Genomic DNA, 20,005 nt, shown 5'->3' with positions numbered 1-20,005 from the left:
AAATCAGAATATCCGCATCAGTTCAATCAGCACATAGCCCTGGATGAAACCGATCAACAAAAGCAGGACGATCGGCGAAAAATCCATTCCGCCGAGCGGAGGCAGGACGCGGCGGATCGGCGCGAGCAGCGGCTCGGTGATCGCGCTCGTCAGACGCCACACCATCGACACGAACTGATTGCTTGTGTTCACGACATTGAAGCTGATCAACCAGCTCAGGATGACGCCCGCCAGGACGACGAACCACAGCAGATTCAACAGCGGATGAATGATGTAGATAATCAGGCCGTCGATCGGGGACATGGGCATCCTTCCTCATGTTCTAACATTGCCTCCGCTTCTAGCCTGCAACGCGCATACGGGTCCAGACGCGGATGCTTGACAGCACAGTTCCGGAAAAGTACCGATCGCCTTCTTGGTTCGGGGCCGTAGCTCAGTTGGGAGAGCGCGTCGTTCGCAATGACGAGGTCAGCGGTTCGATCCCGCTCGGCTCCACCATTCTTCCGATCTCACGGCAGTCCGCTTGGCGGACGCCTCCGATAGGGCGGGCTGACCGCCCGGCGCGCTGTCGCGCCTGCGAACCCTGCGGGTTCGATATCGGTCCCTCCGGGCCCACCATTTCCTGATTTCGCGGCGGGCCGCTTTGCGGGCGCCTACGATGGGGCGGCCGGGCGGCCAGACCCGCAGCCTTGATCAGCCCACGGTTTGTGGCATGGCACCGGACAGTCGCGCCAGGTCTTCGACGAGCTTGCGGAATTCGTGCTGGCGGGCAGGCTTCTGAACAGCGCCAACCACATTGCCGAAGGCCCGCGCCGGGCCCAGCATGTCACCGGTCTCGCTCATGACCATGACCGGAATATCACGCAGCTCCGGCGTATCCTGCATACCGCGCAAGAGCCAGATGCCATTGCCATTGGCCATACACATGTCGAGCAGGATGCAAACCGGTAGCTTGAGGCGTCCGGCAACCATCCGGCAGCGCAGAAGTCCCAACGCCGCTTCGCCCGATCGCGCGGTCTCAAGGCGGACGGCGACGGAGTATCGCGTGAACGCCGTCTCGACCAGACGGATGTCATCCTCGCAATCCTCGACCAGCAAGACAGTCTTCATGGGCATGCCCGACAATGGTCTGCCACGCCGGATCCACCGAGCCCGCGTACGACCTTCCCCTGATACACGGCGACAGGCCGCGCAGAAATTTCATCGGAAGCTGGCACGTTCCACGATCAGACGCCTGTGTTCCAGCTCACACCACGCTGGTTTTTTGCCTTGCCTCGCCCTGCGCGGCATTTACACCTACTTTTTGTAGTGTATTTCAGCCTGATGGGGACGGCGTTGGATTGGGGCAAGGCCTTGCGCGACTATCGCGCCCGAACGGGACTCAACCAACAGGGCCTGGCGACCCAGCTGGGTATCAGCCAGCCGCAGATTTCCCGCATCGAAGCCGGATCGGCCAGGCTTGCCGATGACCTCGCGAGCGCCGTCCGGGCCCTGATACAGAAACCTGGAAACCGGAGCCTTTTTGACGGCCTCCTGACCACGATCCAGTTCTGCCCCCATATCGCCTGCCTGGTCCAACCGGCCGGCGATGACATCCGTTATGTCGCCCTGTCGCGTGGTTTTCGCGAACACCCGCAGTTTCGCAACATCGAGATTGGTCAGCTCGTCCGAAAGGGGGCCAGCCGGAATGGCGAAGCCCTGGCGCTCGCGACCATCGGCAGCGGCATCTTCGATGGCGATGTGACCAGAATCGACGCGATATGGAAAGCCGAGATCGACGATCAGCTGAACTACTGGCAGGGCGTCATGACGCCGATCCGGTCGAGCGGCGGCGGCTGGTATCTGCACTGTGCCATGAAACCGCTCTCCGCAGCACAATTCGCTGCCCTGTCAGCGAACCGGCCCGACTTGATGGTGGTGCATAGACTGAACTGACGAGCCGGTCCGGGGAAGGAACGCTTCCTTTACCGCAATCGGATATGACAGTCGGAATGAAATCCGTTGCCATCATCCTCTGCGCCGCGCTTGGCGGCCTGCTCGCAGGAGCAGGTCCGGTCGCGGCGGCATCCGCCGGCGAGGCCGCCAGCCCGCCCGCCCAGGAGTCATCCGATGACAGTCGTCACCGGACGATCACCTCGTCGGAAACCTATATGCCGCTGCCGCCAATGACCGCGACGGTCCAGGCCAACCATCGTGCCCAGGGCCTGTTGCAGATTGAGGCCGGCCTTGAGATTTCAGACAACCGGCTGCGCCGACGGGTCGAGATGTACATGCCACGGCTGCGCAATGCCTACCTGTCGGCCCTGACCATCTATACCGGCATGCACTACCGCTACGGGGAAGTCCCGGACGCCGACCGTATTGCCCAGATCCTGCAGGAAGCGACCGATATCACGCTGGGTCAGGAAGGCGCCGAAGTCTTGATCGGGATGATCATCATCCACGGAGACTGATGCGGTTCACTTGCCAGCGATCGCATCCATGAAGCCGGCCAGTTTGATATCCAGCTCGGTGACGCCGTCGGCGTCGTGGGTCGCCAGGGTCACATCGACCTTGTTCCAGACATTGAACCATTCCGGATGATGATCCATCGCCTCGGCCTTCACGGCGACGCGACTCATGAAGCCCCAGGCCTCGTTGAAGTCAGTGAACTCGAAGACCTTGCGAATGGCGTCCCTGTCGGACACGGCCTGCCAACCGGACAATTTCCGGAGCGCCGTTTCTGCACCAATTTTTTCCATGGTCCGTGCCTACCTGTCGTTCGCTACTCCGCCGGAACTGTTCCGGTCTCACCCAGACGCATCGGCTCGATACCCAGCGACTTGAACAGGTCGAAATCCTCGTTCTGCTCCGGGTTCGGCGTTGTCAGCAATTCCTCGCCGACAAAGATTGAATTGGCTCCCGCCAGGAAGCACAGCGCCTGAAGCTCGCGGCTCATGCCTTCGCGACCGGCCGACAGACGAACCATCGAGCGCGGCATCAGGATGCGGGCGGTCGCGATGGTGCGGACGAAGTCGATACCGTCGAGCGGCTTGCTGTCGCCCAGCGGGGTGTTCGGGACGGCCACGAGATGATTGATCGGCACGCTTTCCGGATGCGGGTCCATCGAGGCCAGCTCCGTCAGCAGACCGACCCGCGCGGCTTCGTCCTCGCCCATGCCGACAATGCCACCGGTACAGACATGGATGCCGGCACCGCGGACGCGGGACAGCGTGTCGATTCGGTCCTGATAGGTCCGGGTCGAGATGACGCGGCCATAATCTTCCGGCGCGGTATCCAGATTGTGGTTGTAGTAGTCGAGGCCGGCCTCGCGCAGCTTCGTGGCCTGGCTGTCGGTCAGCATGCCGAGCGTGACACAGGTCTCCATGCCCATCGATTTGACGCCGGTGATCATGTCGCAGATCACGTCTTCGTCGCGGGTCTTCAGCTCGCGCCAGGCTGCGCCCATGCAGAAACGTGTCGCGCCACCATCTTTGGCCTTTTTCGCCGCATCAAGGACATCATCGAGCGGCATCAGCTTGGAGGCTTTCAGTCCGGTGTCGAAATGGGCCGACTGATTGCAATAGCCGCAGTCCTCGGCACAGCCGCCTGTCTTGATCGACAATAGCTGCGAGGTCTGCACCTGATTGGCCGGATGGCATTGCCTGTGCACGGATTGCGCCGCAAAGATGAGATCGTTGAACGGCGCACGGTAGATTTCACCGGCCGATTCACGTGTCCAGTCCGTACGGGCCCGGGTCAGCTGGTCGATATCGTTGAGAAGGCTCATGGAAGATCAGTCCCGAAAAATGACACCGGAAACTAGGAACACCGGCGCGCCGCGTCCAGACATGACACTGCGCTGGGCTGCGCGAATTCTGCTGGTAGTCGCCATTGTGCTCATCACCGACCTCGCCCTGCAACCGGGAACCGCCCTGCCACCGCGCCTGTTCGGCTCGGACAAGCTTGAACATTTCGGTGCCTTCTTCGTGCTGGCGGTCCTGGCACGCATCGCATGGCCCGGTGCACCGCGCTGGATCGGCCTGCTGCTTCTGGTCGGCTATGGTGGCGGGATCGAATGGCTGCAGGCAGCAGGCGACGCCGGACGGACCGCGTCCGTCGGCGATATTGTCGCCGACACGCTGGGCGTCGTGACGGGCCTGGGCTTGAGTGCCTGGATCGGAACCCGCCAATCGTTTCAAGCCTGAAAAAAAAGGCCCCGCCAAAGCGGGGCCTCTCTTCATTGTCAGGACATCAGTCCTTGGCGGGCGCGTCATCCGCCGGCTCTGCGGGACCGGACGTACCCCAGTCATCACCATTGAAATTCGGCGGCAGCTCTCCGGTCTTGTCGAACCGCTTGGTCATCGAGATGACGGCTCCGGACAACAGGATCAGAGCGATCACGTTCGGGATCAACATCGCCGAATTGGCGATATCACCGAAGCGCCACAGACCCTCGACGTTGAGGATCAACGTGCCAACAAAGGCCACACCGACCCAAGCGAACCGGAACGGTTTGGCAATCCAGTCACCGGCCAGATAGGTGATGCACTGCTCGGCATAGTAGGACCATCCGATGATCGTGGTGAAGGCGAACAAAGCCTGCGCCGCCAGAATGACCCAGGCCCCGGCGAACATGCCTTCGGCATAGGCCGCTGTGGTGACTGCCGAAGCTTCCAGTGAAGTCGACTGCCAGGCGTAGGCGACAGTGGCACCATCGCCGGACGGGAAACTTCCCTCGACGACCAGGATCACCAGTGCGGTCATGGTGCAGATCACCATGGTGTCGATAAACACGCCCAACATGGCGATCTCGCCCTGTTTGACCGGGTTTTTCGTTTGCGCGGCCGCATGCGCGATCGGCGCGGAGCCCTGGCCAGCCTCGTTCGAGAACAGGCCCCTGGCCACACCGGCCCGGATAGCAGCAAGGACGCCGTAACCGGCGACCCCGCCGACGGCTTGTTCCAGACCGAATGCATGGCTGAAAATCGTGCCGAAAGCACCCGGGATGTGATCGAGATGGGTGACCAGCACGAAGACCGCAGCACCGACATAGGCCAGCGCCATGAAGGGGATGATCTTGCCGGCAATGGAACCGATCGACTTGATGCCACCAATGATGACGATGAAGACTAGCGCCGAAAGAACCAGGCCGACAGCCCATGTCGGGACCGTCACGCCCATCGAGGCGCCAGCCTCCACGGCACTTTGGGTGACCGAATTGGCCTGGATCATGCCGCCGGTGGCGATGGCCGACAACACGGTGCCGGCGCAGAAAAGGATCGCCAGCCAGCCCCAGCCCTTACCAAGGCCGTTGCGGATATAGTACATCGGGCCGCCATGATAATGGCCATCCGGGTGTTTCTCGCGATACCGCACCGCCAGGCTGGATTCGGCATAGGCGGCAGCCATGCCGAAGATGGCAGTGACCCACATCCAGAAGATCGCACCGGGCCCACCGAGTGTGAGCGCGGTTGCCACGCCGGCCAGATTGCCGGTTCCAACTTGGCCCGACAACGCGGTCGACAAGGCCTGCCAGGGCGTGATCTCGCCTTCACCGGTGGATTTGCGGCCGGCCCAGAGTTCGCCAAATGCCGGGAAGAGGCGGCGCAGGGGGCGGAAACCGAGCCGGACCATGAAATAGAGGCCTGTGCCCAGAAGCATATAGGTGATGGGCCCGGAGACCGGGATGATGCGCGTCCCGTTCCACTGCCCACCCCAGAGAAAGTCGCTGATCGTGAAGATCAGGTCGAATATGGCGTCCATACCACTCCCCAATTGATTGCTGCGCGCACATTAGGAAGTTGTCGCCCGATGTGGAAAGGCTTTTCTGCGTCTTCATTGCAGCCGGATGAACCCCAATTAAGTTGAGTCTGCGTGGTTTTCGCGGATGCTTCGCGGCCAGAAAGGGGGTCGAAATGATCAATCACATCACCACATGCCTGGTCTCCAGCACTTTGGTTTTCGCATTCTCGGCGACCACAGCGGCGCAGACATCGATCAACGCGAGCGAGCGTGACGCAGCGATCACAGCTCTCGCACAAGTGATCGAGGACGAGTTCTTCGACGCCGAACGGGCGGCCCAGATCGCAAATTCCCTGCGCACGGACAATGCCAATGGTGCGTTCGACACGGCCAATGAGGCCGAGGCTCTGGCGTCTGCCCTGACCGCACGCCTGGCGGAAGAAGACCGTCATTTCGGCGTCAACTATGCCGGACCGGAGGCGGTCGCCGCTGCCAACGCTCCCCGTGAAAGCCGCCCACGCTCGTCCGATGGTGACCCCTGGGCCGGTCTGCGGCGCCAGAATTTCGGCTTTGCCAGCGTTGAGATTCTGCCCGGCAATATCGGCTATATTGACCTGCGCATGTTCGCACCCATCGAACCCGCCGAGACCACCGCCCGCGCCGCGCTGGAATTCATTGCCGGCACTGACGCTGTGATCTTCGACGTCCGGCAGAATGGCGGCGGCGCGCCATCAATGGTGCAATACCTGGTCAGCCACTTCCTCGAGCCCGGTGGCGACACGCTGATCAATACCTTCGTGTCACGCGACTACGAATACCCCAACCAGCTGTGGTCGCTGCCCTCGCACCCGGCCGGGTATCGGCCGGATGTCCCCCTGTACGTACTTACCAGCAGCCGCACCGGCTCGGCCGGCGAAGCCTTCCCTTACCATCTTCAGGCCCTCGAACGCGCGATCCTGATCGGTGAAACGACCTACGGCGCCGGCAATCCCGGTGGCACGTTCCTGATCGACGAAGGCTTTTCGATCTTCGTTTCAACCGGGTCGGCCCGCAATCCGATCACCGGCACCAATTGGGAAACGACCGGGGTCATTCCCCACATCGAGGTCAGCGCCGATGACGCGCTCGACAGGGCTCTGGCCGATGCCTATTCGACCCTGCTGGCAGGCGATATCGAGGGAAGCGCACGTCTGGGTCTGGAATGGGGGCTGGAAAGCCTTCAACTCAAGAATAATCCGGTCACTGTCGATGACGCACAACTGGCCCGCTATGCCGGCAGCTACGGCATTCGCAGCTTCACCGTCGAAAACGGACAGCTGATGTACAGCCGCGATGGCGCCCCGGCTGTCGCCATGGAGCCGCTTGGAAGCCACCGCTTCCGCTTGCCGGGCGATGACGAGGCGCGGTTTGTGTTCCAGGTGGACCGGTCCGGACCGGCTACGCGGATGGACCTGATGCTGCTTGACGGTCGCGTTCTCGCCAACCCGCGCAACGACTGAGCAACAGACCGCTAGAGATAGGTGCCGGCCAGGGTGACCACCTGACCGCCGGCACCTATTTTGAAGCGTGCGATCCCGGCACCACTGGTCGTATTCACGCCGCCCAGATCCAACTGCCGGACTCCCCGCGCCCGCAACTGCTCGATACCCTGCCACAGCAGAAGGTTATGCGCTCCGCGGGGCGCATTCTCATGATCGAGCCAACCCATCTGATAGGTCGCTGCGCAGCCGTGAATGACGAACATCATCGCCGCCCGCTTCTGCTTGCCCTCGTCCAGTCGCAAGACAAGAAGTGTGTCCCGATCACCCTTGGCAGTGACGTATTCCGGCACCAGTGCCGCCGGTGTCGAGCGATAGCCCCGCGCGGCACGCTGGCCCTCCTCTGTTTCCAGTAGCCAGCGATACTGCGCCGGCTTGGTGCCGCTGACGGTCACCTTGAGGCCTGCTTTTTCGGCCGCGGTCAGATTGTTGCGCCATTTCGAATCCAGACCTGCGCGCAGGACCTCAAGCGATTGATCGAGATCGAGCAGAACGGTCGAATACCCGGTCATCACCCGCTTCATGCCGCTCATGCCTGATGGATCGGCTTCATCGGGTGAGAACAGGACGATCCGGGGCCGCCCGAGTTCCAGCCCGGATTTGAGGGCGCGGCAGGCAGAGGCCTTCACCGTCGGTGAGACGTCCTCCAACCATACCGGTCCGCGGGTGCACAGGGCCATGCTGACAAGTCCGGCAATCTTGCGGCTGGTGAACTGCGCCGCACCGATCAGGACCCCGTCGGCCACCAGTCCGGCGCGCAAGACGGTACCGCCCAGCGCTCTGACTGCATCGCCATAGCTCCAGTCCTGTTGCAGGGCGGCAGGCCGGGCCATCAGGGCCAGGTCCCAGGTCGGACGTCCGATTTCGAGGTCAATCTGCATGGCAGGAAGCGTTAGGGAAATCCGGTTAATGAGAGTTAAGCATAGCCAAAAGGACGCAGTCATGTTCGCCAAACGCCCCCAGTCCGTGATGGGTCACCGCATTGCCGAGCCGCGCCCGACACTGATGGCTGTATGGCTGGCCTTTCTCTATGTCGGACTGCCCTTGCTGGTCCTGACAGGACTGTTGGACCTTTGCATGCAGCTCTTTTTCGGGGTGTGCACCGGGCTTTGGTGCCTGAGTTGAAGCACCGGAACTCACAAAACTGACGACAATGCCGCCATGCCGTGATTGTCTGTGTTGGATTTTTGGGGGGAGACCAATATGAGACTGATGATTGTGGCCATTGCGGCCCTGGCCGTATCGGCCTGTTTTCCAGGTGACCAGAACACGGACGCAAGCGATGAGTCTGCCGCCGTGGCGCAGGCCATCTATGACGCCTTTGCCGTTGGCGATGTCGCGGGCTTCACGGCGCTTCTTGATCCGGAAATCGTGTGGAACGAGGCCGAGAACTATCCCTATGACGGCGGCAATCCCTATATCGGGCCGGACGCCGTCATGGGCGGTGTGATCGGGCCGGTGGTCAATGGCTGGGACGGCTTTGCAGCCACACCGGAACACATGATCGCGCAAGGCAATCGGGTCGCCGTGATGGGTCGCTATACCGGCACTTTCAACGCGACTGGAACGGCGATGGACGCCCAATTCGTCCATGTCTGGACGATCGAGAATGGTCGCGCCATCGCCTTCCAGCAATACGCTGACACCTGGCAGGCCCGCAACGTCATGGGCCTCGACTGATCGATGGTCTGATCGCCGGCTGACCAGCAAGGGTCAGCCGGTCGTCAGCCGTGTCGGAGCCGTCCGGGCAGCGGACTGCCGTGAAATCAGAGAAACTGCATAATGCGCGGGATCAGTTTCTGCGTCCACAGCCTTGAGCGCGTTCCATGTGAGCATCGACCCCGGCACCGAAGTTGGCATCAGGCTCGGGTCGAGCGGAACGGGAACAAAGAGAATGGCGCGCCTTGAGGGATCAGATTCAAACCCCACAGCCCTGAGCGCGTTCCATGTGAGCATCGACCCCGGCACCGAAATTGGTATCAGGCTCGGGTCGAGCGGAGCGGGAACAAAAAAAGAAATGTTGGACGTCACAAGTCGTTGGACGTTGCGCAAGTACATTCAATATCTTAGCCGAAGCGTGCGTCCAATTTGGCTAGACCAAACGTCAAATCAGTTTGGACAAAACGTCTCATTCAGCAGAACAAGTTGGATCTTCCTCTCATCGGGCAAAAAAGCGCCGCCCCAGTTGGGGGCGGCCCTTAGACGATTTGGCTGTATCGATTAGAGGTAGCGGTGAAGTTCGTGCGCACGACCCACAATTCGGTCGACGAGATGAGAGGTTTCAGACTCCGGCGAAACACCGAATCCAACACCATCAACGAGTACGAAGCCGCCACCAGGTTCCCGCCGCACTTCGGCTCCAGGCCAGATCTTCTCAGGCTCAACAGCAGCAGCGAGGATCTTCCGCAAACGGCCGCCCTCATTGACAGACCTGAACAATGCCACAAGGTCATAGCGATCAAGTGTCGGCTTGCGGGTAACTTTGAATGACCAATTCCGCGATGTCGCCTCCACTACAATCGCAGGATCAGTAATCACGCGAGCTGTTCCAGGCACCGATGCCGATGCGAACTTCTCGGTAAGTTCATCGCGCAGTACCTCAAGGGCTTGGAAGCCGGTGCGACTCTCTAGCCTAATGCCCACAAGACTGTGAACCTGTTCCCGAGAGACGAAACAAACTACACGTTTCCCATACTCGTTGATCGGCTCCACGCCTTTTTTTCTGAGCAACTTGAGCGCGCTCCGCGCAGAGCATCTCAACAACGGGGCATAATCAGCCGCCCTGGCGTAGGCGTCCTCGAATGCATCGAGAGACGCCTCGCAAATCCGTGATCGGCCAGATTCATCCTCGACAATCTTCAGGTAAGAAAGCTCAACCAGCTGGGCCAAACCGTCAGTTTCCGTTCCGAGACGTGCCTTTGCTTTCGCGAACGTGATTGCGTTCTTGATCTGGGCACCGGGCCGAAGGCGTGTCTTTTGGAAATAGGCGACCCTCGCACCATGGAAGAACGGCGCATCTTGATCATAATCGATCAGGCCAATGGTATTATTCCGAATGAGCTGTGAATAGGCTGCGGGGAGCGAGATGCCGACTTTAGCGGCAAACGACGCGAGAGGCATTCCCTTGGGGTCGAAGCCCTCGCGCCGCCCCTGGTGCGCCCGGGCGATAAAGGCTTTGATCGCGTCTTCCTGGAAATAGCGCTGCCCATCACACCGGAAGTCCATTTTGAGGGTCCCCCTGCTGACCAGCTCGTCGACCTCATCAATTGTGCAGCCCAGCTCCGCCGCGACGTGCTCCAAAGATAAAGCGGTGGCAATATAGCGCCTGACAGCATCGATGTTGTCACTACTGAGGCGATAAGCCCGTGTGTGAGCGCATCGCTGAGTCGGAACCGCCGCCGCCTCCAAAATCTTGCGCAGATATTTGCTTTCGAGCTTCAAGTCAGTAGCGACTGATTCCAAAGTCCAGGCCCCGTCCGCGCCGTCATGTTGAGACAGCCTGCCGGAGGGAGTAGCAAGACCACTACGAACCCGAACTTCGCCAAAGCAATCGCTGACCAGCGTACGCAAGCCTTCCGTTGGAATGGTGCGAGTGAGCTGCGGGGCGTAGTGGCAGCGCGAGTGATAGCGAGTCTGATCGGAATCAGGCTGCAGCCACTTAGCCTCCGCGAGAAATTTCACGATTGCGTCTCGGCCCGCAAGCAGTGACGGAAAACTGAACTGCGCCAAATTTCGGAGCTCACATGGTGTGTGCGAAGGCGATTCTATCCCTCGGTGGAGCTTGGTCAGGACGACCGCAGCCCGGAGAACGGAATGCAAGGACTGTCCAGCAAAGTGAGAAGGCTCTGCCGTCTCCACCCCCGTTACCTTGTTGAAGACGTGACGATCCAACGCGGTGGCGGGGTAGGGTATGGCGTGGTCTTGGCCAATCATTACACCCCGCTGGGTCCAGCCGGCCTCCGGGTACCGCCAATCAATCGGGTCGCCGTCGAGTCCCTCGATCAGCCTCACGTCATGGATGGGGCATGCGGCCACCGGCACGATGTCGAACCAAATCCGGATATAGCGCTCTTCCTCCAGGCAGAGCGGGCAGACCCGGCGTCGACCCTTCGAGAACGTCCGACTGGGGAGCAGATGACCGCAGATTTCATAGCCTTGAGTCGTGCGCCTGGGCGTGTTCCAGGCGAGTTCGTCGCTACCGTAGATGGGGAGTTGGTTCACAACCTCCAACTGCTCGTCGAAATCCCAGTCTAGTCCGTTCAGGCCTAGCGAGAGCAGAAAGGCCTCGGTACTGAACGCGTAGTTGGCGGTCGCTGCCCGCTGCAAAAATCCGTAAACGGGCTCGTGCGGATAGACCTCACCCGGCCAGTTCGACATGGGAAGCCTAGCGATATCCACTACGTCTTGATGGGCACTGACCATCTTATTTCCTTCCATTGCCGCGGTCATGAGAGCGACGGGTCGTTGCGGAATGGATTGAAAACCTCATTGGGGCGCTTGCGATCGTCGTATGCCTCCGCGAAATGGCAGAGTTCCAGCCTATCCGAACCGGCTTCGAGCGCGATTTCGCCCGCGGCGATCATGTAGACCTTGAGGATGCCGATACATCCTTTTGTCGCTTTGAAGAGTCGGCTCGAAAAATCCATTGAGGCAAAATCAGAGAGCTCGAACGGCATTTCCTCGTCGAACTTGTGACAAAGGACCCGAAAATGCTGGCAGTCTACGGGGTCCGTCCAGTCGTAGGGACGCAGCCGCTTGTAAGGCAGGCCGCCGCGCCCGATGAGCTGAGAATCCTCTGCGATGATCGAATAAGTCTCCGGCAGTCCGATGCAAAGGATGTTGAACTGATTGAGGTTGAGCATCTTGCGCAGCAGTTTGCGCGAAAAACTAAGCACCTTCCTGTTCTTCTCAGGGAAGAGCTCCTGAGCCTCATCAAAGATGACAAACTGAACTTCCGACCGTTGGAGTTCCCGCAGGATCGCCAGGATTAAGTTGGAGTTAGTCATCCGCAGCGAGACCTGCATGCCAAGTCCGCTGGCGATGCTGTCCAGCACTGCGCGAGCTCCGCCCTCGATGGGAGAATCGACCAGCAAAACGCTGCGCTTAATCCCATCTGCTCCGATCTCCGGCTTGTATTCCGCCAGAACTTCAGATGCGCCGTAAGTCTTACCGGTCCGGCTTTCGCCGATCAGCGCACAGATATTGCCCCGACCCGGCACTCCACCTTCGACGGGTTTGAAGAATCGCCTAATGGCCTTCGTTGCTTGCTGATGGTTGGCATGGTCAACGAAGATGTTTGTCATCTGCCTCTGACGATCCGCCGGCAGCCGTTCCTTGAAGTCACGCATCACTTCTACTCCCTGAATTGACTTGCGCGGCGAGCATGAGGATCTCGTCCATGTCGTCGCTCCCGGCAGCCGAGTTGATTTCGATCTTGGAAATTTGGGTTTCGCCGGTAGAAGGCGTTTCCAAACCGGTGGTCGGATCCGAGGTCACAAGCACAGGCTCTTCGTGGACTGCGGTCAGGGGTATGAGATCTGCTTCGCCTCCACACTGATCCTCGAATACGAGCTCGCTTACGCCCGGATGGGCACGGTTGCCGTAGAGATAGCGGGTGAGCTTGCGTTCGAGTTGCTTGCGGCGGCCCGACCGGAGGGCACCCATCCCTGCATTTATCAGGGCCGCCCTAGCCTTCCAGAGCGCTTCCGGGTCGCTGCGGTGTTCCTCCCGCATCAGCTCGTGCTCGCGGCAAAGCCGGTGCTGGAAAACAGAGAGCCCCTTGGTGTACTTCCGCCACTTGTCGACGACCGGAAGCTCGATGACCTCTTTGGCGTGATGGTTGTAGAGGTACACCTTAGAGACATCGTAGGGATCGCGGCGGACGTGGTACTTGGCTGAACAAGCCTTGGACGACTGACCTCTGTGATCGGGATGGGCGAGAATGCGATCCAGGTCAGGCGACCAGTACCTGATATGATCCCATTCAACGCCGTACTTCTGGACCGTACGCTCGGCGGTCTGCCCAGCGAGCGCGATGAAGAGCTCCTCGCTGGGAAGGCTCGGGCTGTCGAGAAGGTCCAGCTTGTCTCGCCACGCGTCGATCGGTGCCCTTGGAACCCCCGGCGCCCTGCCGAGTCCCCGGTTCGGCCGCCGATTGTAGTCCGTGACGATCCATTTGGTCGCGAGATCACGAAACTCTGACAGCGTCAAAACAGGCGCCTCCGGCTCCTCGTAATCGCGGTGCTGAACCGCGTTAGAGTGGGTCGTGCCGGGGAAGCGGTGGCTAAAGCGCGCCACTTCGCGCATGAAGCGTTCGACAAGGCCCTTGTGCCAGGGTTCACGCGGGGGAAGGCGAATGAGATTGAAGCCCAGGTCCGCAGCAGCGGCCAAGAGGTGACCGTTGGCAAACTCTCTTCCGTTGTCGATGTAGAGATTCTCAATCCGGCCCATACAAGGCCAGTCTTCGTCATTGAGGCCATCGATATGGTCAATGCGCTTCTGAAAGATTGCATTGCGCAGACCGTCTAGAACGGAAGCGTAGCCCGGGACGTCGAACGAGATCGAAAACCCGACAACCATGCGGGTGGCGCGGTCCAGAAACGCGATAAGGTAAGGACGTCCGAGAATGACGCGGTTGTCGTCGACGAGAATGAGATCCACAGGCGTAAAATCGACCTCAACCTCGCCGTAAGGGCGATCAGGCAACCCACGCGTCTGGTAGCTCTGGCAATTCTTACGCGCATAGTATGTGCCGATACGTCCCGCCTGTTTCACGAAAGGCGACACCTTCCTGCGAATCTCGCGCTCAAGCGTCGACAGGCTCGGCGGCGTCAGAAGTCCTTTCTCGTCGAGGTGTTTGAGCGGAGCGGACTCGCTATATTTCTTGCCTTCCGCCGAGCGGTTGACGTCAGAGATGTAGCTCAGTGCCTCGAGGTGAGCATCTTTTATCGAACCGCCCTGAAGGTACCGGTCGACAGCGCGATCAAGCGCGACCTTTTTCGCTTCGGGGAGCCTTGAGCCCCTTTTTCCCTTCAGGTCATGACGCGGAGCGTAAGCGGCGAGGCCGATTTCTTGGAAATGGGCGTCGTGCAAGCGCTTCCAGTTGAGCACCGAGGTAGGCGAGGGCGAGGTTTCCTCACCGCGTTCAAGGGCTTTCTCGGCGATCCGATCCTTGAGCCACTTCCGGCTTGTTCGAAATCCGGTCGGATGCTGCATCACATATTTCACGTAGTCATGTTTGAGCGCCGCGGCGGCTCGCGCGTGTGGGTCTTCCAGGTGCGGTGCCATCGGAGAAAGGGGTGGGCACATAGATGATCGGGATCGGTATTTAAGTTTCCCAGAGCCATAGAGGTCGACCAACCGAAGATCGGTTTCGATCAGCAATTCTTGTGTCTCGAGGTGAATAAGTATCCACTTGTCGCGTTGGCGCTTTTGGACAAAGTGCTCCTCACCGTTAATCCAAACACTATCGCCGACAACAAGTCTCAGCCGGGGATAGAGATTGCCATGTGGAACCTCGACTGATTTGAGGTGAGAACTGGTCATTCAGCGGCCTCATTGAACCGCACTTCAGTGTTGCGCCCATACTTTGCGCCTGAAGCGAGTACGACCTCGCCGGCAAGGCCCAAGCGCATTACCGAGCCAAAGGCCTCGGCCATCTGACAACGCGCTTCGATTGATGCTTCTTCGCAGAGTTGGCCGATGCTTGAGACGCCGCCGTGTGCTTCAAGCGTACGTCGCACCGTGTATTCACTCGACGGATCCTGCGGTGCATGCCGGTGGCGGTACATCGTCCGCGCGTTTGACAGCCTGGGCTCTGCGTAAAGGTCGCGCTCCGTCCAGACGAGCAATTCAACGCCGTGATCAAAACGATATGCTTGGCGAATAGCGGCTACTCGCGACACCCATTGGTCCGCTTCAGCGAAGTAGCTTGCCTTCGTGTCAATAGCAAAAAGGCGTTCGTCTTTATTCAAAGCGATGAAATCAGGTGTGTATTCACGCCTAACTCGCCCGCTATCATTGCTTTCCATCCAATAGAGGAGCGGATTCGGCTGGCAGACATAGTATTGAATGCGAGGATCTACCGAAAGAAGGAGGTGGCCTAAGCTTTCGAGGTGGCTTTCAAACGGCGCGTATGAATTCAGGCATTTGGGAGTTTTGGCGAAAATCCCGTCGCGTGCGACCCAAACCTTTCCGGGCTTCCAAGTCCTCGTGGGCTCCGCGCCTTGATAGAGTCCGAGCTGGCGAAATTTTGAAGCGCGGCTTCCCCGCGGCGCGAATGTGGCTTTATCGGTCATGACCATAATTTGCGATGACGAGTAAAAATTGTCAATGTCAATTTAAGGAAGTTGACAAATTTTTTTAGTCTATGGTTAATGCTCGCGGCTGGGCAAGGACAAGAGCTGCAATGAAGTTCGAAATTGAAGAGACATTACACGGACCTAAGCGAGTTGCGGAAATGACGAGCTTGGCAATGGACGGTCAACGGAACTGGCGACACCGAGGGCACCTAGGTCCGAGCGATGGCACGCGTGGAAAAATGAGGACAAGGTCCGTCGCGGCTCTCGCGGTCCGCGCTTGGGCTTCGTCACTTGGCTTTCCGCCGCGCGAAAGTGAGCAGCTGGGCCAAGCAACAGCGGCGAGCGTATTATACGCTGCTATTATCAACTCGCCTTCGACACTGAAAGTAGAGGGGACACGCTCAGCAGTGGCCGAGTTTTTCGCGCAATATTCCGAGCACGACCATATCGCACGGGGCGTGAGCGGTCTCGGCGACACTCAGCAAGTTATCTCAATTACTTGGGCGGACAACGGCCCGCCAGAGCTCAACAAGAACGTGCCGGGAGCAAACGAGCTCGATGAAGTGATCGCGATGCGACAGTTAAATTTGATCGCACTCGGCGACTGGGTCGCTGATCAAGCTGATCATCCACTCTTTCTGATCAAAGCTCTCGACGCCTGATCTAATCCTATTGGGAGACTCATCTACTAGTGCGTTTTGGAGGGCAGGCACCTCGCCTGACGGGAAGACCACTTGGCGCTCTAAAAACTCCAACGAAATGGCTCAGAAACCTTCGATAGACGCTCAACCCTGCAAATCAATAAGCCTTCTAGGGCGGCCACCAGCTCGATGCGCCACGAGCCTCGCGCACAGCTGGTAGATCGCGCCCGCCAAATTTTACCCAGATTGAACAGGTGTCGGCTTAGGTGGGGCCGACTACGTAAAGCCCGCCCCACTTCAGCCGGGGCCCGAGAGAGCTGAAACCCTGCTATGCTTAGGCTAGGCTATCCAAAGGATTCCCATGCCTCGCGAGCTGGCTTCACTTCAAAAGCCGACCTCGGTCGCTCCGCAGTATAGCTCGTATGCTTCACGCGTAGCGAACCAGTTGGGAGATCACGGATCAAGTCAGTGTGACCGTAGGTAGGACGAAACCACTCGGAAAGCTCGAATGGGCGCAGGATCAAGGGAAACCATGGCGTCGCTCGACCAATGTCCGCCGGCGACTGAACGATACAAGGCCAGAACACCGGATCAGCATCATAGCTCCTGGCGCGGTACACCTCACCAGCGAGAAATAAGATAGATCCCTCTGCACTAGTGACATCCAGGTGACCGTCAAAATTAAAACTACGACAATCGCCCTCAATCGCCGCGATGGCTAGGACTGCCCGCTCCGTCGATTGCATGTACGGCTCGGACTGAGTGATGCGAACACTCTCGGCATCGTCTGGAAAGCGCTCGCAGCGGACCATGCGGCGGGAGATACTGCCAGGTTGCCCGAAGAAGCACGGGAAATGCTGATCCAGGGCCTGCCGCTTTCCACCGACCCATTCCGGAATGCGTCTGGGCGAGCCCGCGTGGCCAACCCACTCACTGAGCGACGCAATAGCCGTTTCTTCCGACGGCAGGCGGAGACAAAAGAGCCGCAACGGCGACCTCCATATTTTCTGAATAAGAGTTGTGATGACCATACCACAGAATTCCAATAATGCAAGAAAAACAATAAGTTCCAATTGGCAACGGCGCGGTGACAACAGGAAAGTTGAGCGAACCGCCGCCCCATAGTTGTCGCCTGACAAGAAGACGCCGGCTGAAGCGCGGGCGCCGATTTGGCAACGCGATCTCCCCACTGTCGGGTCAATTCATGTAGACATGGATGTCATTGCCCGGGACACCTTGCGTTTCACACGTTCAACCAACAGCGCATCTTCCCCGGCGCTACGGGAAGAACTCGAGCATCCCGCAAATTCCAAACCAACTAGATGCGGACTATTTCAAAATGCACCTTAAACCCGCAGCTGCCAAATTGCCCATGTGATGCGGCGCGCTTCCTCATAGGCCGGTGATATCTTGTTTTGCTGGGCTTACGCTCGGGGTAAAGTCGGCGCTGGCCAACGTGCTGGCGGCTTGCTTGCGTGAGGGGTGACGCCAGTTTGCGCGTAATGCTGAAGTCCCTTCATCAACCCAGAAATGAGACCCCATGATCACACTTATTGCCGCGTCTGCCCTGATCTTCACGACAGTCGACCACCATGATCAGCCTAGCCACGATGGAAACCATCACGGGCATACCGAGGCCAGCTCGACGGTCGCGGCGGAGGTGCGGACAGCCGACGCTGATGGGCGCACTGCTGTCGTCAGTCATGAAGCTCTTACCGAGCTGGGCATGTCGGCCATGACGATGCGCTTCTCTGTAGCTGAGACCGTGGATTTCGATCTCTTCCGGCCAGGTGCACACCTGATGATTACCGTCGTGAATACTGCGGACGGGTTCCAGATCGCTGACGCCGAATTATCACACCACTGACCATGCCGGCCTCAGGGGGATGGCCGCATCCCCTTGAAAGCCAGCTCCAACCAGCGGCCCAATCCAGCCTTGCCCGCCAAGCTGGGCTTCTCGATCCAGGACCAGGACGCGGCGGAAATCAAAAGCGTAACGGGAATTGAATAAATGGCGACCTCCAGCGGGTCCGCCGCTGGATACCAGTACAGCACCACCTGCATGACCGGATAATGCCAGATATAAATACCATAGGACCAGTCGGGCAGGCGGGCGCCGGTCGGCCAGCGCCCCAGCCCTGCAAAGGCGACCGCAAACAATATGGACGCCAGTGTGAGGTTGAGAAATACCTCTGCCAAGGGATGACTGCCCAACGCAATCCAGACCGGCAATACAATTAGGGTCGGCCAAGGAAGAACCGGAATCTTTTCACGCCAAACATGAACCAGCATGCCCAGAGTGAACGCCGACGCCAGACGCAGGCCGCTCTCGATCATGGCCGGCGCATCGGGCCAGAAGGACCGGACGACCAAATAAGCGGCGGTCACTCCGACAAAAAGGAAAAGTTTAGCGCCCCGCCCCCAAGGCAGCGGAGAGAAGAAAATCAGCGCAGCACCAGCATAGGCCAGCACCTCATAGCGCAAGGTCCAGAGAGTCGCCGAGAACTCGCCCGCCCAAGGATTGTCCGAGAAGATGCCTGCGGGGCCCTGGCTCGTATCAAGAAAGCCAAGTACTTGGACGGGAAAGCTCAACGTCTGCAATGAGCCGAAATAAGATGCGGCGCTCAGGTCTGTTACAACTGGACCAATGGCCAGGACGGCCAGAAGCGAAAGAGCGAGCAACGCTGGCCAGATCCGAAGCATGCGCGCCGCGGCGAACTGGAATGGATTGGATCGACGCTCGAGACTGTCGGCGATCAGAAAACCGCTCAGGACGAAAAAAGCATTTACCGCCGCATAACTGAGCGACCAGCCATTGATGACCAATGGGGGCGGCAGCATGGGCCCCTGCGTAACGATAATAGCATGTTCAGCAAGCACGGCAGCCGCCAACACCAGACGGATCGGCGTGAGCCGATTGTCGCGACCCGCGAAAGCCGTCCCGATCGTGATCAATCCTGCGATGTCAGTCCCTCCATCGGCCCTTGCCAGAATACGCGGAGGACGCGCGCATCCCTCAAGCCGACGATCTGCTTATCGGCGCTTTGCCAATTCCATTCGGACCAAGCGCTGCAAGCGCAAGACGAGCAAAAGCAAGCCGGCGAGCACCGTAACCAATGCAAACACCGACGCTGTGATCAGCAGGGGATTGTTGAAGTTTTCCCGCTCCTCATAGTCCATGATGTGGAGCATCCAGAAGAAGTCGAAGACGCGCCAGGTATCATTCCTGCGCGCAGTCACCATCCCTGTCTCCGGAGACACATAGATGCGCGTGCCCTCGCCATCCGCGAAATCGATCCGCCAGGCCGACCCGGAGCGACGGTATTCCCAACTCGGTTCATCGAAGAATCGAACGGCAGCGATTTCCGGTCGATCAGCATGATCGGCGCTGGCTATCTCAATCGCCATTTCACGGGAAATCGGTGTGAGGCGTTCCCCTGTCTCGGCGTCCACGAGTACGCTCGCCCCGCTCAGTTCGGTGACACGGTAAACGACACGGCCCTGCCATACGCGCAGATCGATAGCTTCAAGCGCCCCTCCGATCGCGAGGTCAGAGAGTGCGGCCTGCACTGGCAGGACCCCTGACACATCGAGCGCCGGTGCCGGGAGGTCCGCGATGTTGTGTTCCCCGCGAACCCGGTCCAGCGGCAAGGCGCTCATCACGACGCCGCCGGCAATCCACAGTACGATCTGAATCCCGACCACCAGGGCGAGCCATTTGTGAATGCGAAGGGTCCAGCGAAGCAGCACGGTCATGGGGGCCTCCGGGGCGGTCTGCGAGCAATCCGAACGTCCCGTACGC

At 59.4% G+C, this 20,005-nt stretch carries 21 protein-coding genes and 1 tRNA gene; 9 read left to right on the top strand and 13 right to left on the bottom strand.

All coding sequences use genetic code 11. The features are described from left to right. Positions 1-3 precede the first annotated feature (3 nt). The gene (locus ACN0X9_RS11400; RefSeq protein ID WP_417487698.1) at positions 4-303 is read right to left on the bottom strand and encodes a YggT family protein; all 300 of its coding nucleotides are present in this window, start codon (positions 301-303) and stop codon (positions 4-6) included. A gap of 119 nt (positions 304-422) precedes the next feature. Between ACN0X9_RS11400 and ACN0X9_RS11395 the strand changes: the two genes are divergently transcribed. Continuing rightward, positions 423-498, top strand: a tRNA-Ala gene (locus tag ACN0X9_RS11395). A gap of 195 nt (positions 499-693) precedes the next feature. Here ACN0X9_RS11395 and ACN0X9_RS11390 read toward each other — a convergent pair. Continuing rightward, a complete protein-coding gene (locus ACN0X9_RS11390; protein WP_417487697.1) occupies positions 694-1,110 on the bottom strand; it encodes a response regulator in 417 nt (138 codons plus the stop codon). A gap of 225 nt (positions 1,111-1,335) precedes the next feature. Between ACN0X9_RS11390 and ACN0X9_RS11385 the strand changes: the two genes are divergently transcribed. Together ACN0X9_RS11385 and ACN0X9_RS11380 are read left to right on the top strand one after the other, a co-directional pair. Further along, the gene (locus tag ACN0X9_RS11385; RefSeq protein ID WP_417487696.1) at positions 1,336-1,935 is read left to right on the top strand and encodes a helix-turn-helix transcriptional regulator; all 600 of its coding nucleotides are present in this window, start codon (positions 1,336-1,338) and stop codon (positions 1,933-1,935) included. A 56-nt stretch (positions 1,936-1,991) separates the two neighbouring features. Then, a complete protein-coding gene (locus tag ACN0X9_RS11380) occupies positions 1,992-2,453 on the top strand; it encodes a hypothetical protein (protein ID WP_417487695.1) in 462 nt (153 codons plus the stop codon). Between the two features lie 6 nt (positions 2,454-2,459). Here ACN0X9_RS11380 and ACN0X9_RS11375 read toward each other — a convergent pair whose 3' ends face one another. Then, entirely contained in the window at positions 2,460-2,741 is a 282-nt protein-coding gene (locus ACN0X9_RS11375; RefSeq protein WP_417487694.1) for a 4a-hydroxytetrahydrobiopterin dehydratase, read from the bottom strand. Between the two features lie 23 nt (positions 2,742-2,764). Beyond that, a complete protein-coding gene (gene bioB / locus ACN0X9_RS11370; protein WP_417487693.1) occupies positions 2,765-3,769 on the bottom strand; it encodes a biotin synthase BioB in 1,005 nt (334 codons plus the stop codon). A 61-nt stretch (positions 3,770-3,830) separates the two neighbouring features. On the opposite strand from bioB, the gene ACN0X9_RS11365 reads away from it, so the two are divergent. Beyond that, the gene (locus ACN0X9_RS11365; protein WP_417487692.1) at positions 3,831-4,187 is read left to right on the top strand and encodes a VanZ family protein; all 357 of its coding nucleotides are present in this window, start codon (positions 3,831-3,833) and stop codon (positions 4,185-4,187) included. A gap of 46 nt (positions 4,188-4,233) precedes the next feature. Here the strand turns inward: ACN0X9_RS11365 and ACN0X9_RS11360 are convergent, their stop codons facing one another. Continuing rightward, positions 4,234-5,745: an alanine/glycine:cation symporter family protein gene (locus ACN0X9_RS11360; protein WP_417487691.1), complete on the bottom strand. Its 1,512-nt coding sequence runs from the start codon at positions 5,743-5,745 to the stop codon at positions 4,234-4,236. 152 nt (positions 5,746-5,897) lie between these two features. On the opposite strand from ACN0X9_RS11360, the gene ACN0X9_RS11355 reads away from it, so the two are divergent. Beyond that, complete coding sequence (locus ACN0X9_RS11355) at positions 5,898-7,223, top strand: S41 family peptidase (protein ID WP_417487690.1); 1,326 nt, start codon at positions 5,898-5,900, stop codon at positions 7,221-7,223. Between the two features lie 11 nt (positions 7,224-7,234). On the opposite strand, the gene ACN0X9_RS11350 is transcribed toward ACN0X9_RS11355, so the two are convergent. Then, on the bottom strand, positions 7,235-8,143 hold the full coding sequence (locus ACN0X9_RS11350; protein ID WP_417487689.1) for a GNAT family N-acetyltransferase: 909 nt from the start codon (positions 8,141-8,143) through the stop codon (positions 7,235-7,237). A 61-nt stretch (positions 8,144-8,204) separates the two neighbouring features. Here ACN0X9_RS11350 and ACN0X9_RS11345 point away from each other — a divergent pair, with 61 nt between their 5' ends. Further along, entirely contained in the window at positions 8,205-8,387 is a 183-nt protein-coding gene (locus tag ACN0X9_RS11345; protein WP_417487688.1) for a hypothetical protein, read from the top strand. Positions 8,388-8,465: 78 nt separating this feature from the next. Then, entirely contained in the window at positions 8,466-8,942 is a 477-nt protein-coding gene (locus ACN0X9_RS11340) for a nuclear transport factor 2 family protein (RefSeq protein ID WP_417487687.1), read from the top strand. A gap of 540 nt (positions 8,943-9,482) precedes the next feature. Here the strand turns inward: ACN0X9_RS11340 and ACN0X9_RS11335 are convergent. The 4 genes from ACN0X9_RS11335 to ACN0X9_RS11320 are packed head-to-tail and all read right to left on the bottom strand — an operon-like array spanning position 9,483 to position 15,559. Beyond that, entirely contained in the window at positions 9,483-11,684 is a 2,202-nt protein-coding gene (locus tag ACN0X9_RS11335; RefSeq protein WP_233350754.1) for a TniQ family protein, read from the bottom strand. A gap of 23 nt (positions 11,685-11,707) precedes the next feature. Continuing rightward, a complete protein-coding gene (locus ACN0X9_RS11330; RefSeq protein WP_121211494.1) occupies positions 11,708-12,610 on the bottom strand; it encodes an ATP-binding protein in 903 nt (300 codons plus the stop codon). Beyond that, a complete protein-coding gene (locus ACN0X9_RS11325) occupies positions 12,603-14,807 on the bottom strand; it encodes a Mu transposase C-terminal domain-containing protein (RefSeq protein WP_121211493.1) in 2,205 nt (734 codons plus the stop codon). Before ACN0X9_RS11325 ends, ACN0X9_RS11330 begins: the two co-directional genes overlap by 8 nt. Beyond that, entirely contained in the window at positions 14,804-15,559 is a 756-nt protein-coding gene (locus ACN0X9_RS11320) for a hypothetical protein (RefSeq protein ID WP_297736170.1), read from the bottom strand. The genes ACN0X9_RS11325 and ACN0X9_RS11320 overlap by 4 nt, the downstream gene beginning before the upstream one ends. Positions 15,560-15,969: 410 nt before the next feature. On the opposite strand from ACN0X9_RS11320, the gene ACN0X9_RS11315 reads away from it, so the two are divergent. Further along, a complete protein-coding gene (locus ACN0X9_RS11315; RefSeq protein ID WP_047158062.1) occupies positions 15,970-16,224 on the top strand; it encodes a hypothetical protein in 255 nt (84 codons plus the stop codon). Positions 16,225-16,547: 323 nt separating this feature from the next. Here the strand turns inward: ACN0X9_RS11315 and ACN0X9_RS11310 are convergent, their stop codons facing one another. Further along, positions 16,548-17,342 (bottom strand): hypothetical protein, encoded by a 795-nt coding sequence (locus ACN0X9_RS11310; RefSeq protein ID WP_143742904.1) that lies wholly within the window; start codon positions 17,340-17,342, stop codon positions 16,548-16,550. A gap of 401 nt (positions 17,343-17,743) precedes the next feature. Between ACN0X9_RS11310 and ACN0X9_RS11305 the strand changes: the two genes are divergently transcribed. After that, on the top strand, positions 17,744-18,070 hold the full coding sequence (locus ACN0X9_RS11305) for a copper-binding protein (RefSeq protein WP_121211487.1): 327 nt from the start codon (positions 17,744-17,746) through the stop codon (positions 18,068-18,070). Between the two features lie 11 nt (positions 18,071-18,081). Here the strand turns inward: ACN0X9_RS11305 and ACN0X9_RS11300 are convergent, their stop codons facing one another. Together ACN0X9_RS11300 and ACN0X9_RS11295 are read right to left on the bottom strand one after the other, a co-directional pair. Beyond that, positions 18,082-19,158: an acyltransferase gene (locus ACN0X9_RS11300; protein WP_323760643.1), complete on the bottom strand. Its 1,077-nt coding sequence runs from the start codon at positions 19,156-19,158 to the stop codon at positions 18,082-18,084. A 78-nt stretch (positions 19,159-19,236) separates the two neighbouring features. Beyond that, positions 19,237-19,959 (bottom strand): PepSY domain-containing protein, encoded by a 723-nt coding sequence (locus ACN0X9_RS11295; RefSeq protein WP_075189171.1) that lies wholly within the window; start codon positions 19,957-19,959, stop codon positions 19,237-19,239. Positions 19,960-20,005 lie beyond the last annotated feature (46 nt).

The organism is Maricaulis sp. (assembly GCF_048268525.1).
Taxonomy (GTDB): Bacteria; Pseudomonadota; Alphaproteobacteria; order Caulobacterales; family Maricaulaceae; genus Maricaulis.
The sequence above is the reverse complement of the archived record's forward strand: the minus strand, read 5'-3'. Positions and strand labels throughout refer to the sequence as shown.